Source organism: Amycolatopsis sp. SID8362, assembly GCF_010550475.1.
Taxonomy (GTDB): domain Bacteria; phylum Actinomycetota; class Actinomycetes; order Mycobacteriales; family Pseudonocardiaceae; genus Amycolatopsis; species Amycolatopsis eburnea.
On sequence record NZ_JAAGNB010001557.1, the window covers coordinates 1 to 13,984 of the forward strand.

The 13,984-nt window shown below is 69.9% G+C and carries 13 protein-coding genes and 1 pseudogene; 9 read left to right on the plus strand and 5 right to left on the minus strand.

Annotated elements, in window-relative coordinates:
- Both G3I65_RS48130 and G3I65_RS48135 read right to left on the minus strand, forming a co-directional pair.
- A pseudogene (locus G3I65_RS48130) lies at positions 1-325 on the minus strand (ABC transporter ATP-binding protein); the annotation flags it as partial.
- Between the two features lie 339 nt (positions 326-664).
- Complete coding sequence (locus G3I65_RS48135; RefSeq protein WP_239071897.1) at positions 665-1,126, minus strand: DUF1579 family protein; 462 nt, start codon at positions 1,124-1,126, stop codon at positions 665-667.
- 57 nt (positions 1,127-1,183) lie between these two features.
- Between G3I65_RS48135 and G3I65_RS48140 the strand changes: the two genes are divergently transcribed.
- On the plus strand, positions 1,184-1,627 hold the full coding sequence (locus G3I65_RS48140) for a MarR family winged helix-turn-helix transcriptional regulator (RefSeq protein WP_160702182.1): 444 nt from the start codon (positions 1,184-1,186) through the stop codon (positions 1,625-1,627).
- Positions 1,628-1,942: 315 nt separating this feature from the next.
- Here G3I65_RS48140 and G3I65_RS48145 read toward each other — a convergent pair whose 3' ends face one another.
- The gene (locus tag G3I65_RS48145) at positions 1,943-2,524 is read right to left on the minus strand and encodes a TetR/AcrR family transcriptional regulator (RefSeq protein WP_125308114.1); all 582 of its coding nucleotides are present in this window, start codon (positions 2,522-2,524) and stop codon (positions 1,943-1,945) included.
- Between the two features lie 72 nt (positions 2,525-2,596).
- On the opposite strand from G3I65_RS48145, the gene G3I65_RS48150 reads away from it, so the two are divergent.
- The 7 genes from G3I65_RS48150 to G3I65_RS48180 all read left to right on the plus strand — a co-directional run bounded on the left by G3I65_RS48150 (position 2,597) and on the right by G3I65_RS48180 (position 12,105).
- Entirely contained in the window at positions 2,597-5,023 is a 2,427-nt protein-coding gene (locus G3I65_RS48150; RefSeq protein WP_160702184.1) for a glycoside hydrolase family 3 C-terminal domain-containing protein, read from the plus strand.
- A gap of 153 nt (positions 5,024-5,176) precedes the next feature.
- Positions 5,177-6,079: a GNAT family N-acetyltransferase gene (locus G3I65_RS48155; RefSeq protein WP_160702186.1), complete on the plus strand. Its 903-nt coding sequence runs from the start codon at positions 5,177-5,179 to the stop codon at positions 6,077-6,079.
- Positions 6,080-6,184: 105 nt separating this feature from the next.
- On the plus strand, positions 6,185-6,622 hold the full coding sequence (locus G3I65_RS48160) for a hypothetical protein (RefSeq protein WP_160702188.1): 438 nt from the start codon (positions 6,185-6,187) through the stop codon (positions 6,620-6,622).
- A 32-nt stretch (positions 6,623-6,654) separates the two neighbouring features.
- Complete coding sequence (gene boxC / locus G3I65_RS48165) at positions 6,655-8,274, plus strand: 2,3-epoxybenzoyl-CoA dihydrolase (protein WP_160702190.1); 1,620 nt, start codon at positions 6,655-6,657, stop codon at positions 8,272-8,274.
- A 5-nt stretch (positions 8,275-8,279) separates the two neighbouring features.
- Positions 8,280-9,701: a benzoyl-CoA 2,3-epoxidase subunit BoxB gene (boxB, locus tag G3I65_RS48170; RefSeq protein ID WP_160702192.1), complete on the plus strand. Its 1,422-nt coding sequence runs from the start codon at positions 8,280-8,282 to the stop codon at positions 9,699-9,701.
- Positions 9,702-9,709: 8 nt separating this feature from the next.
- Complete coding sequence (locus tag G3I65_RS48175; RefSeq protein WP_160702194.1) at positions 9,710-11,254, plus strand: benzoate-CoA ligase family protein; 1,545 nt, start codon at positions 9,710-9,712, stop codon at positions 11,252-11,254.
- A complete protein-coding gene (locus G3I65_RS48180) occupies positions 11,251-12,105 on the plus strand; it encodes an amidohydrolase family protein (protein ID WP_160702196.1) in 855 nt (284 codons plus the stop codon). The genes G3I65_RS48175 and G3I65_RS48180 overlap by 4 nt, the downstream gene beginning before the upstream one ends.
- Here G3I65_RS48180 and G3I65_RS48185 read toward each other — a convergent pair.
- A complete protein-coding gene (locus G3I65_RS48185; RefSeq protein WP_160702198.1) occupies positions 12,097-12,477 on the minus strand; it encodes a VOC family protein in 381 nt (126 codons plus the stop codon). The two genes, G3I65_RS48180 and G3I65_RS48185, sit on opposite strands and share 9 nt — an antisense overlap.
- Positions 12,478-12,523: 46 nt before the next feature.
- Positions 12,524-12,973: a MarR family transcriptional regulator gene (locus G3I65_RS48190; protein WP_160702200.1), complete on the minus strand. Its 450-nt coding sequence runs from the start codon at positions 12,971-12,973 to the stop codon at positions 12,524-12,526.
- 76 nt (positions 12,974-13,049) lie between these two features.
- On the opposite strand from G3I65_RS48190, the gene G3I65_RS48195 reads away from it, so the two are divergent.
- On the plus strand, positions 13,050-13,984 hold a 935-nt coding region (locus G3I65_RS48195), incomplete at its 3' end, for a ring-cleaving dioxygenase (protein ID WP_160702202.1).

A 13,984-nucleotide genomic window follows, 5' to 3' on the forward strand; every position in this document is an offset into this window, starting at 1 on the left:
CGGCCGCGACCGCCGCGTCCAGCGTCGCGCGCGCCGCGTACGACCCCATGACGACCGCGATCGCGGGCAGCGACTGCAGCACCCGCTCCGGCGTCGGGCCCTGTTCGAGCAGCGCGGTGAAGACGTTCGCGGTGGCGAGCAGTCCGAACGCCGTGACGCAGCCGGAAACGACGTGCACGAAGGCGGCCAGCAGCGTCAGCTGCGGCGAAGTCCGCCACGCCAGCCGCAGCACGACGGAGATCGCGGTGGGCAGCGCGCGCACGGCCTGGCCGAAGCCCGCGGCGGCCACGCGCTCGTCGACGCGGGCCCACTCGGGCATCTTCATGTTCTCGACCCCGATCAGCGGGGGCGAGTCCGTTGGCTTCGGTTCTGCGGGTCTGGGCACGGCTTCATCTGTACTCCGGGGGTACGACAATTCCGGGAGCCCGGTGCGTGCGGGCCCGGGTGCGCGCGGTGATCGGAGCTAGGCCGTTCGAGTGAAAGTAATCGTTTTCCCTAGGCCTCTGGCGGTATTGGAAGACACACTCGCTGGACAGCTCGAAAGTGGGCAACACCGAATAAGTAACCATTGTTGTGAAATGGCGTGCTGCTCGCGGATGTGCTGGCAGAGACCGGAAACGGGTGACGTCCTCGTGCCAGGGGGAGGGGCGTCACCCGTTTCCTCCTACTTCCCGGTTCGGGTGTACTTCGCGCGCAGAAATGGGCTGAATTCGCGGTCTTCGCCCAGCTTCACGTCGATTTCGTGCGTCAGGATGTCGCCGCCCGGGGTGAGCCGGTGCCGGGCCACCCCGCGGGCGGTCTTCTTCTTCAGGGTCAGCGTGGCGCCGATCCAGCCGCCGCGGGCGGGGGAATCGGGCGGGAAGCCGTAGCTGTCGAAGCCGTACCAGAGCGTCTCGCCGGTGCTCGGGTCGGCGGTGAAGACGTTGTGGCCGAGGAACTCCGACCCGTCTTCGCGGCGCTGGCGGTAGTCCTGGATCACCGCGAACCCGTTGAGGGCCAGGCGGTACCCGCAGTCGGCCCGCGCGGTCGAAGCCGGTGCCCACGGCGAGGCGGCGAGTTCCTCGGTGCCGGTCCAGTCGCCGACGAAGGCCTTCAGCGCGTCGTGTGCGGGGCGGAGTGTGGGCATGTCCATAGGTTCGTCTCCATTTCGACAGGTACCTGTCGATGTGCGAGACTAGCACGCATGCGATCCCCCCGAGCCGAGACGTTCACCCGGGTGATCGACGCGGTCTTCGCGTGCAACGGCGGCTTCCTCGCGGCGGGCGACGCCCTGACCGAACCGGCCGGCCTGACGGCGGCGCAGTGGCAGGTGCTCGGCTACCTGGAGGACGGCCCGGCGACGGCCGCGGAGGTGGCGCGACGGCGGGGGCTGCGCCGGCAGAGCGTGCAGGAGACGGTGAACCGGTTGCTGCGCAACGGAATGCTCGACCGGCTGCCGAACCCGGGCGATGCGAGGGCGCCGCTGTTGTCGTTGACGCGGCGGGCGAGGGATGCGATGCGGAAGCTGGGGCGGTCGCAGGTCGAGTGGGCGGAGGGGGTGGCGGCTGAGGTGCCGGAGGAGGACTTGGAGACGACGCTGCGGACGTTGCGGCGCTTGCGGGAGTTGGCGGCCCAGCCGCGGTTGTGAGTGGGGAGTGTGGTGGCCGGGCCGGGGGTTGCTGGCGGCTAGGTGCCGAGCGGGTGGCGGCGGGCTTGGCTGGCAGGCAGCGGCGGGCCGCGCGCGGCTTGGTGGGTGGCGGCCGAGCGATCGCGAGCTTGAGGTGCAGGGTGTCGGCGGCGGGCGCGCGGGGCCGGTCGGTCGGCTTGGCGAAGACCGCTGCTGTGTGGCCGGGCGGTAACTCGGCAGGCGCGTGGGGAACTCGCCGAACGTCGTGAACGACTCTTTCATGGCGTCGGACGAGATGAACGGGTCGTTCATGGCGTCGCGGCGGCGTGGGAGGAGTCAGTCCGGCTTGATGCCCAGCATCGTGAGGAACGTCCGGAAGCCGGTGGACATGTCGACCTCGTCCGGGGCGAGGAGCCACTGCAACTGCAGGCCGTCGAGGACGGCGATCGCGATCGGGGCCAGTTGTTCCGGGGTTGTTCCCGGGGGGAGCTCGTCGCGGTGGCGTTCCAGCATCTGGGTCATGCCTGCGCGGACGCGGGCGTAGCGGTCGTGGAAGTACTCGCGGGCCGGGTGGTCTTCGGTGACGCTGTCCGCGGACAGGACCGTGTACGTCTGGACGATGCCCGGGCGCGTGGCGTTGTAGTCGACCAGGTCGGCCAGCTGGTTGACCGTCATCGCCGACTCGTCGCCCGGTGGGGCGTGGCCGAAGTGGAGCAGGTCCCACTCGTCGCGGGTCTCCAGGACGGCCGTGAGCAGGTCTTCCTTCGTCGGGAAGTAGTGCATCAGCCCCTGCTGGGTCAGGCCGACGCGCTCGGCGACCGCGGCCAGTGAGGTGCCGCGGTAGCCGCGTTCGGCGATCACTTCGAAGGCCGCTCGGACGATGCTCGCGCGGCGGTCGGCGCCCCTGGCCCGGGTCATGATCCCGAGCCTACGGGACAAGCTGTCACGGAAGCATAACTTTCACTACTCACCGCCAGGTAGAGTGTGTCCATGAGCTTCGACGTCGACGCGCTGCTGGCCGAGCTCGACCTGGACGCCAAGGCGAGCCTGCTCGCCGGGCAGGACGTCTGGAGCCTGCCCGCCCTGCCGGACATCGGCCTGGGCTCCCTCGTCCTTTCCGACGGCCCGGTCGGCGTCCGCGGGGTCCGCTGGAGCCAGGACGACCCCTCCGTGACGCTCCCCAGCCCGACGGCCCTCGCCGCCAGCTGGGACCCGCGGCTCGCCGTGCGCGCCGGCCGCCTGCTCGCGCAGGAAGCCCGCCGCAAGGGGGTGCACGTGCTGCTCGCCCCGACGGTCAACCTCCAGCGCTCACCGCTGGGCGGCCGCCACTTCGAGTGCTACTCGGAAGATCCCCTCCTCACCGGGATGATCGGCGCCGGTTACGTCACCGGCGTGCAGGACGGCGGGGTCGGCGTCACGGTCAAGCACTTCGTCGCCAACGACTTCGAGACCGAGCGCTTCACCGCCGACGTCCACGTCGGCGAACGCGCGCTGCGCGAGCTCTACCTCGCGCCCTTCGAGCTCATCGTGAAGCGCGCGAAGCCGTGGGGGATCATGGCCGCCTACAACAGCGTCAACGGCACCACGATGACCCAGCACGCCGGACTGCTCGACGGCGTGCTGCGCGGCGAATGGGGGTTCGACGGCTTCGTCGTTTCCGACTGGCTGGCCGCGCGCGACACCGTCGCCTCCGCCAACGGTGGCCTCGACGTGGCGATGCCCGGCCCCCGAACGGTTTTCGGCGCGCGGCTCGCCGAAGCCGTGCGTGGCGGCGAAGTCGACGAGAGCGTCGTCGACGACATGGTCCGCCGCGTGCTCCTGCTCGCCCACCGGACCGGCGCGCTCGCCGGGAGCCCGGCCGCCCACCAGTCCGAAATAGACGGTGACGCGATCGCGCGCGAGGTCGCGCACCGGTCGTTCGTGTTGCTCAGCAACGAAACCGGCGTGCTGCCGCTCAAGCAACCGCAGAGCATCGCCCTCATCGGCGCGCTGGCCGCGGACCCGAAGATCCTCGGCGGTGGCAGCGCCACCGTGTTCCCCGCTCACATCGTCTCCCCTCTCGACGGCCTCCGCAAGGCCGTTCCGCCTGGCACCGACCTGGCTTTCGCCACCGGTGCCGATCCGCGGACGACGCTACCGCCGGCCACCGACAATTTCCGGCTCCGCGCGATCGCCAAAGCCGCCGATGGCACCCGATTGGCTGAATTCCCGCTCCGCGAAGCCAAAATCGACTGGATCGGGGAACTGCCGGCCGGGCTCGACCTGAACACCCTGGCCTCGGTGGAAATCGAAGGCACCTACCTGCCGGAGCGGACCGGCACGCACACCTTCGCCGTCACCGGGCCCGGCGACCTCCGCCTCACCGTCGCCGGCCGGACCCTCTTCGACGGCGTGAACCTGCCGCCCGGCGGGGACATCTTCACGTCGATCATGCAGGTGAACGAACAGCGCCGGGAGGTCGAACTGACCGCGGGCGAACTCGTCGACGTCAGCCTGACGTACTGGATCCCGTCGGAGATGGCGGAGTTCGCCAGGGGCAGCTTCGCCTGGGTGACGTTCGCGCTCGGCCACCGCGGCCCGGTCCCCGACCCGGACGCCGCGCTCGAAGAAGCCGTTGCGCTGGCGGCGAAGTCGGACGTCGCGGTCGTCGTGGTCGGCACCACCGCCGAGGTCGAGAGCGAGGGCTTCGACCGGACTTCCCTCGCGCTGCCGGGACGGCAGGACGAGCTGGTCACCAGGGTCGCGGCGGTCAACCCGAACACCGTGGTCGTCGTCAACGCCGGTTCCCCGGTCGAACTGCCGTGGCGGGCCGACGTCGCCGCGGTGCTGCTCACCTGGTTCCCCGGCCAGGCCGGCGGCGACGCGCTCGCCGACGTCCTCTTCGGCCGCGAAGAACCGGGCGGCCGCCTGCCGACGACTTGGCCGGCGAAACTGGAAGACGCGCCCGTCACCGATGTGACTCCGCAAGAAGGCGTGCTCGAGTACGGCGAAGGCGTGTACATCGGCTACAGCGCTTACGCCGCAAAGGGAACGCGACCCGCGTACTGGTTCGGCCACGGCCAGGGCTACACGACCTGGGCGTACGAGGAGCTCGACGGCTACCCGGACGAGGAAGGCGGCGCGCGCGTCCGGGTCCGCGTGCGCAACACGGGAAAGCGGCGGGGCCGCGAAGTCGTCCAGCTCTACCTGGCCCCGACCGAGCGCGGCGACCGGCCGGACCGCTGGCTCGCGGGGTTCGCGAGCGTCGAAGCGGGGCCGGGCGAAGCGGTCGAGACCGACATCGTCATCACGCCGAGGTCCGCCGAGGTCTGGCGGGACGGCTGGCAGCACATCGCGGGCGAGTACGTCCTGGCCGCTTCGCACTCCTACGCCGAGCCACGGCTGAGCACGCGGATCGTCCTCCAGAAAATCCGTTGATCAACCCCGGGCGGTACCCCTATGCTGCGCAACGCACCCTTGACCAGCGAAAGGAGGTGGGTCCGATGATCACGCAACCGATCACGCGCTCCCACCCCGGATCGAGGGTGCCGGGTCTGTAGACCGGGAGCGCGCTCTCCTGGAAGGACCTCCATGACCGAACTGGTCGTGCGCCCGCTCGAAGCGGGCGAAGAAACACTCTTCACCTCCCTGCCCGACCGCGGCCTCGTCGGCCGCACGCTGCTCGGCGACGACTTCGCCGAGATGGCGAAGCAGGGTGAATACCGGCCCGAATGGACCTGGGTGGCGCTGCGCGACGACGTCGTCGTGGCGCGGGCCGCCTGGTGGGCCAAGCCCGGCGACGAGGAACCGATCGCGCTGGACTGGTTCGACTTCACGGACTTCGACGCGGGCGTCCACCTGCTGAAGACGGCGCCGCTGCGCGCGGAGTACTCGCTGACCACGCCGCCCGCGTGGCAGGACGACCCCGCCGTCGCCGACGAAGTGACCACGCGGGTCGAGGCGGCGGAGCAGGCGGGCTACCGCAAGCTCGTCGAGCGCTACCGGTTCCGCTGGACGCCGGAAAGCGGCCTGCCGGAGCGGCCCGGGCGGCTCGTCTTCCGGCCCGAGCCGGACGACGACGTCATCCTCGAGGTCTTCAAGCGCGTGCACGTCGGGAGCCTCGACGCGCACGTCCGCAAGACGGTCGAGGAGCACGGGCTCGACGCGGCGGCGCGGGAGGACCTCGACATCATGAAGTGGATGCCGGCGCCGCGGGACTGGTGGCGGCTGGCGTACACGCCCGAAGGTGAGCTCGTCGGGCTCACCCTGCCGAGCCGCAACGTCTACGACCCGGTGGTCGGCTACATCGCCGTCGTGCCGGAGCACCGGGGCCACGGCTACGCGTACGACCTGCTGGTCGAGGCCACGCACGAGCTGGTCGGGCACGGCGCCGACCGGATCGTCGCGGGCACCGACGTCGGCAACGTCCCGATGGCCAAGGCCTTCGCGAAGGCCGGCTACCCGGTGACGCAGCACCGCATCGACCTGGTCTGAGCCCGGTCGTGAGTGGTAAGTCGGGTTAGAACCCTACTTGCCACTCACGACCGGTGGGCGTTACCGTCGCTAGAGCGATCTATCAAATCGGACAGGGGGCCCGTGATGGACGTTCTGCAAGAGAAGGGGCTGACGCCGCTCCGCGCGATCCTCGGCTTCTCGCTGCTCACGACCACGCTGCACTACGCGCACAACGTCGTCAGGGCGGCGGACTACCCGCCGGTCCCGGGCGTTCCGCTGCTGGTCACGCAGGTCGTGGTCGCGTTCGGCTGGGTGCTGTTCACGGTGTTCGGCTGGCTCGGCTACCGCGCCTACCGGCAGGAGCGGTACCCGCGTGCGCTCGTGTTCCTGCTGGTCTACTCGCTGTCCGGGCTGGCCAGCGCCGGGCACTTCCTGGTCGGCGTCCCGCAGGTCCCGGCGTTCTGGTTCGCCACGATCTTCACCGACTCGGCGGCAGCGCTCGCCCTGTGGGTGTTCGTAACGTGGGCCTGGTCGGTGCTCAACCGGGTGACCGCGCGAGATCAAGTTTCTACACAACATTGACGTCCGTCGGAACTATGTAGACACTCGGGTGAGTGACCACCACCACACCGGTGACCTTCGACCGCCGTCCGGACGAGTACCGCCACTGGCGGCTCAACGTCGACGGGGAGGTGGCCTGGCTGGAACTGGACGTCGACGAACAGGGCGGGCTCGTCCCGGGGTACGAGCTCAAGCTCAACTCCTACGACCTCGGGGTCGACATCGAGCTGTACGACGCCACCCAGCGGCTGCGGTTCGAGCACCCCGAGGTGCGCGTGGTGGTCGTGACGAGCGCCAAGGACAAGGTGTTCTGCGCCGGCGCCAACATCCGGATGCTGGCCGCGTCCGAGCACCACTGGAAGGTGAACTTCTGCAAGTTCACCAACGAGACCCGCAACGGCATGGAGGACGCCACCGCGCACTCCGGCCAGACCTACGTGGCCGCGGTCAACGGGACCTGCGCCGGCGGCGGCTACGAGATCGCGCTGGCCTGCGACAAGATCCTCCTGATCGACGACAACTCCTCGACCGTCGCGCTGCCCGAGGTGCCGCTGCTCGGCGTGCTGCCCGGCACCGGCGGGCTGACCCGCGTCGTCGACAAGCGGCGCGTGCGCAAGGATCTCGCCGACGTCTTCGCCACGCGCCCGGACGGCGTCAAGGGCAAGACCGCGGTCGACTGGAAGCTGGTCGATGAACTCGTACCGCGCCAGGGGTTCCGCGAGGCCGTGGCGAAGCGGGCCCGGGAGATCGCGCGCGAATCCGACCGGACCGGTGAGGGCGGCATCGAGCTGACCCCGCTGGAACATCGCTATGTCGACATCGAAGTCACGAAGGACCAGGCCACGATCACCGTCAAGGGTCCCGAAAACGACCCCGGCGACCTGCACGAAGAGGGCGCGAACGGCTGGTTCCTCGCGATGACCCGCGAGCTGGACGACGCCATCCTGCGCCTGCGCACCAACGAGGTCGAAGCCGGTACGTGGATCCTGAAAACGCAAGGCGACCCGGAGAAGGTGCTCGCGCACGAACAGGTCGTGTTCGGTGCGAAGGACTGGCTGGGCAACGAGATCACGCACTACTTCAAGCGCACGCTCAAGCGGCTCGACGTCACCAGCCGCACGTTGATCGCACTGATCGAGCCCGGCAGCTGCTTCGCCGGGTCGCTGCTGGAACTCGCGCTCGCCGCCGACCGCCAGTACCTGCTCGACGGCCCGCCGATCGACGACGAAGACTCCGAGGAACGCGCCACGATCAGGCTCAGTGAAGCCAACTTCGGCCCGTTCCCGATGGGCAACGGCCTGACCCGCCTGCAGACGCGCTTCTACGGCGACGAAGACCACCTCGCCTGGCTCGCGCGCGAAAAGGACCACGAGCTGAGCGCCGCCGAAGCCGTCGAACTCGGCCTGGTCACCGACGCCCCGGACGACCTCGACTGGGAGGACGAGATCCGGATCGCGCTCGAAGGCCGCGCGTCGCTGTCCCCGGATGCCCTCACGGGGATGGAGGCCAACCACCGGTTCGTCGGTCCCGAGACCGTCGAGACCAAGATCTTCGGCCGGCTGGCGGCTTGGCAGAACTGGATTTTCACCCGGCCGAACGCATCCGGGCCCGAAGGCGCGCTGCGCCGATACGGTACGGGGCAGAAGGCCGTCTTCGACAGGAAGCGGGTCTAGCGCAGATGCCCGAGAAGATCGACTACGACGCCAAGATCCCCAACAACGTCAACCTCTCGGAGGACCGGCGGCTCCAGCGCGCGCTGGAGGGCTGGCAGCCGAAGTTCATGCACTGGTGGGGCGAGATGGGCCCGACTCTGGAGACCCAGGGCGTCTACCTGCGCACCGCGGTCAGCGTCGGCCGCGAAGGCTGGGCGCACTTCGACCACGTCAACGTGCCGGACTACCGCTGGGGGATCTTCCTCGCCGAGCGCGACCCGGACCGGCGGATCGCCTTCGGGGAGCACCAGGGCGAGCCGGTCTGGCAGCAGGTGCCCGGCGAATACCGCGCCGACCTGCAGCGGCTGATCGTCATCCAGGGCGACACCGAACCGGCGTCGGTCGAGCAGCAGAAGCTACTCGGGCTCACCGCGCCGAGCCTCTACGACCTGCGCAACCTCTTCCAGGTCAACGTCGAAGAAGGCCGCCACCTGTGGGCGATGGTGTACCTGCTGCACGCCTACTTCGGCCGCGAAGGCCGTGACGAGGCCGAAGGGCTGCTGCTGCGCAACTCCGGCAGCCCGGACGCGCCCCGCATCCTCGGCGCGTTCAACGAGGAGACCGCCGACTGGCTGGCCTTCTACATGTTCACCTACTTCACCGACCGGGACGGGAAGTACCAGCTCGGCACGCTCAAGGAGTCCTCCTTCGACCCGCTCTCGCGCACCTGCGAGTTCATGCTGAAGGAGGAGGCGCACCACATGATGGTCGGCACCACCGGCGTCGACCGCGTGGTGACCCGTAGCGCCGAGCTGATCCGCGAGCACGACACGCTCGACATCGGCCCGCACGGCGGCATCCCGCTGGACATCATCCAGAAGTACATCAACTTCCACTACACCGTTTCGCTCGACCTGTTCGGCAGCGAGACGTCCACGAACGCGGCGAACTACTACACCGCCGGGCTCAAGGGCCGCTGGCAGGAGACCCGCCGCCGCGACGACCACAAGCTCACCGAGGACGCCCGCACGCTGGAGCGGCCCAACGGCGACGGCACGTGGACGAGCGAGGAGCTGCAGGCGATCCTGCTGCTCAACCTCGACCTGCGCAGCGAGTACGTGGCCGACTGCCAGACCGGCGTGAAGCGCTGGAACAAGATCCTCTCCGACGCCGGCATCGACTTCGCGTTCCGGCTGCCGCACCCTGGCTTCAACCGCGAAGTCGGCATAAACTCCGGCCACCACGTCACTCCCGACGGCACCATCGTCGACGAGGCGACCTGGGAGGCAGGCAAGCGCAAGTGGCTGCCCACCACCGAGGACCTGACGTTCGTCCGCTCGCTGATGCACCCGGTGTACGAGCGGGGGAAGATCGCGAGCTGGGTCGCGCCACCGCGGCAGGGCATCAACGGGAAGCCCTTCGACTACGAGTACGTGTACCTCACGTAGGAGGTCTGGTGGCGACAGCGTTCAACGCGGCGGAGTACCTGCTCGCGGCCGGGCACCCGGACGCGACCGCGGTCGTGTCGCCCCGCCGGTCACTGACCTACGCCGAGCTGGCGGCGGAGGCCCGCCGGGTCGCCGCCGGGCTCGTGGAGCTGGGCGTCCGGCCCGAAGAGCGGGTCATGTTCTGCATGGTCGACGACGTCGAGCTGCTCACCGGCATCCTCGGCGCGATGCTGGCCGGCGCGGTCGCGGTCCCGGTGTCGACCATGGTCACCGGGCTCGAGCTGGGCAAGGTGCTGGCCGACTCGCGGGCGCGCGTGCTCGGCGTGTCCGGGGAGTTCGCCGAGCAGGCCGCCACCGCGCTCGGCTTCGCCCCCGAGGTCACCGACGTGCTGCTCGACCGGTGCGACGCGGACGGGTTCGGCGTCCGGACGCACGAATGGGCGTCACTCGGCGGGACGTTCCGAAGTGGACGGACGTGGGAGGACTCGCCCGCGTTGTGGCTGTACACGTCGGGGACCACCGGGCAGCCGAAGGGCGCGATGCACCGGCACGCGAGCATCCGCGCGGTCTGCGAGACCTACGCCCGCTCGGTGCTGGCGACGACGCCGTCGGACCGGTTCCTGTCCGTGCCGAAGCTCTTCTTCGCCTACGGGCTGGGGAATTCCTGCTTCTTCCCGCTCGGCGCGGGCGGCACCGTGCTGCTCGAGCCTTCGCGGCCGACGCCCGCGCTGTTCGCCCGGCGCGCGCGTGAGGAGCGGCCTTCGCTCTTCTTCGCGGTACCGACGTTCTACGCGGCCCTGCTCGCCAGCGACGTCCCGGACGACTCGTTCGCTTCGGTGCGGCAGGCGGTCTCGGCAGGGGAACCGCTGCCCGCGTCGCTGTTCGAACGGTTCCGCGACCGCTTCGGGCTGGAGATCCTCGACGGCATCGGGTCGACCGAGGCTCTGCACATCTTCCTGTCGAACCAGCCCGGTTCGGTGCGGCCCGGCAGCACCGGCGTCGCCGTGCCCGGGTACTCCCTGCAGATCCGCGACGAGGCAGGCGCGGTGATCGACGCCGCGGGCAAGCCCGGCGAGCTGTTCGTCGCCGGGCCCTCGACGGCGACCGGCTACTGGGCCCGCTACGACGCGACGAAGCTCGTCTTCCAGGGCGAGTGGCTGCGGACCGGCGACAGCTACGTCCGCAACGAAGACGGCACGTACACCTGCCTCGGCCGCTTCGGCGACATGCTGAAGGCGGGCGGGATCTGGGTGTCACCGTCCGAAGTGGAGGAACGGCTGCGGCAGCACCCGGCGGTGGCCGAGGTCGCCGTCGTCGCCGCGCCGGACGCCGACGGCCTCGACAAGCCGGTCGCGTGCGTGGTGGCCGCGCCCGGCTTCGCGGTGGACCCGGCGGAGCTGATCGAGTTCTGCCGCGAGGGGCTCGCGGCGTTCAAACGGCCGCGCGGCGTGGTCGAGCTGGCCGAGCTGCCGAAGACGGCGACCGGCAAGATCCGCCGCAACGTGATCCGCGAGCAGGTCCGCGACGTGCTGCGGGTGGTGCCCAGTCCGTGATCGACGGGTACTTCGTGGTGGACGCGCACGTCCACACCCCGCGGCTGCCGACGCTGAAACCCGCCTGGCTGCAGTGGGCGCACGACTTCGCGGGCTCGTACCCGTGGCGTTCGGTGTACGACGCCGAAGGGACGGTGGTCCCGGCGGCGATGGACGAGCTGATGGCGTCCGAGGGCGTCGACCGGGTGCTGCTGTTCTGCGAGTACAGCCCGCGCGCCACCGGGATCCAGCCCATCGAAGACAACCTGCCGCTGGTCGAGCACAACCCCACGCGGTTCCGGCTGGTGGCCAACGTCAACCCGTACCTGCACCACCCGGCGGTTTCGGAGGTCGAGCGGCAGCTGGGCCTGGGCGCGGTGGCGCTGAAGATCCACCCGGTGCACGGCGCGTTTTCCCCGGCGGAGAAGGAGCTGTACCCGGTCTACCAGCTGTGCGCCGAGCGCGGCGTGCCGGTGATCTTCCACTCCGGGACGTCGAGCTTCCCGGGTTCCCGTGCCAGTTTCGGGAACCCGGAGCTGCTGTCCGATGTGGTCGAGGACTTCCCTTCGCTGCAGTTCGTCTTCGCCCACGGCGGCCGCGGGTGGTGGTACGACGTGGCCGCGTTCCTCGCGCTCGCGCGCGACAACGTCTGGCTCGACCTGGCCGGATTGCCGCCGAAGAAGCTCAAGGAGTACTACCAGCGCTTCGACTTCACCCGGCTGGCCGGGAAGTTCGTCTTCGGGACGGACTGGCCCGGCGTGCCGTCGGTGGCGAAGAACGTGCGGACGCTGATCGGCCTCGGCCTGCCCGGCGACGTGCTGACCGGAGTCCTGTCGGGCAACGCGGTCAAGCTGATGCCGGGGCTAGCCTAGGACCTGGTGCAGGCACAGCACGTTGCCTTCGGAGTCGTTGAACCACGCGGCCCGCTCGTTGCCCAGCTCCGCGATGTGGGCCACGGTCTTCAGGCCTTCCAGCTCGAAGTCCTGGAACCGCACCCCGCGGCTCTCCAGCGCCTGGATCTCGCCTTCCAGGTCGGTGACCTCGAAGCTCAGCGCCGTGTTCTCGCTCTGCGCGCCGGCCGGCATGGCGCGGAGGCCGATCGAGCCCGCGCCCGCCCCGAAGTACAGCGTTCCGTCTTCGCCCTTCCCCGTCTGCTTGAGGCCGAGGGAGTCCGCGTAGAAGTGGCCGGCGCGTTCGCTGTCGGTCACCGGGAGCATCGTCGTGATCGTCGATTCGGTCAGCATGGATCCATGGTGCGCTCCCGCGCGCACCGCCGTGACCTCGACTTTTTCAACGATCGGTGTTGAACGCGCGCAGTGTCCGCATCGCTTCCGCCAGTGCCGGGGCGTCGTCACCGAGCGGGGTCAGCACGATCCGGCGCAGGATGTCCGCGGCCGCCTCGCGGGCCTTGTTCGCCACTTCGAGGCCGTGCTCGGTCAAGGACGCGAAGGTGACGCGGCGGTCGTCCGGGCTCGGGATCCGGCAGATCAGGTCCGCCGCCACCAGCCGGTCGGCCACCTTCGTGAAGCCGCCGCTCGACAGCGCCGCTTCGGTCGCCAGCTTCGTCATCGGCATCCGGTGCTCGGGCGAGCGGACCAGCCGCACCAGGATGTCGAACGACGCGGGCGCGAGCCCGAACCGGTCGGCGATCTCGCCCATCAGCTTGTCCTGCGTGGCGAGGTAGCCCTCGATGACCAGGCCCCACCAGGTGACGATCTCGTCGTCGTCGGTCTCTTCCACGGACGCCACCTTACCTTGCCGGAATATATCTTGCGCGCGAGAGGTTTTCGGGATACCTTGAACCGAGGAGGCAACCATGTCGATCAAGACGTCCGGCCTGCACCACGTGACCGCCATCGGCGGCGACCCGCAGCGCAACGCCGACTTCTACCTGCGCACCCTGGGCCTGCGGCTGGTCAAGACGACGGTCAACTTCGACGACCCGGGCACCTACCACCTCTACTACGGCGACAGCTCGGGCAAGCCCAGCTCGCTGATGACGTTCTTCCCGTGGCCCGACGCGCCGAGCGGCCGCCACGGCACCGGCCAGGCGACGACCACGTCGTTCTCGGTGCCGGAAGCCTCGATCGGCTGGTGGAAGCAGCACCTCGCCGCGCAGCAGATCGAGACCGGCGAAATCCGCAACGCCGACGGCGAGGACACGCTGACCTTCCGCGATCCCGACGGCCTGAAGCTCGCCCTGGTCGCGCACCCGCAGGGCGACCCGCGCGACCCGTGGGACACCGAGCTCGTCCCGGCCGCGCACGCCATCCGCGGCCTGCACTCGGTGACGCTTTCGGTGAACCAGGAGGACGCCACCGCCGGGATGCTCACCGACGGGCTCGGTCTCAGCTTCGCGGGCCAGGACAGCAATCGTCTGCGCTTCGCCGCCGGCGAGGGCGGGCCGGGCGCGCTGGTCGACGTCCTCGTGACGCCGGACGCGCCGCGCGGGCTGGTCGCCGCGGGCACCGTGCACCACGTGGCCTGGCGCGCGCCCGACGAAGAGACCCAGAAGGCCTGGCGCGAAGAGCTGGTCGACCAGGGCGTGCACGTGACGTCCATTTTGGACCGCCAGTACTTCCGCTCGATCTACTTCCGCGAGCCGGGCGGGACGCTGCTGGAGGTCGCCACCGACGAACCGGGCTTCGCGATCGACGAGCCGCTGCTGGAGCTCGGCCGCGCGCTCAAGCTGCCGCCGTGGCTGGAGCCCCGCCGCGAAGAGATCCAGCACATGCTGCCCAAGCTCGACCT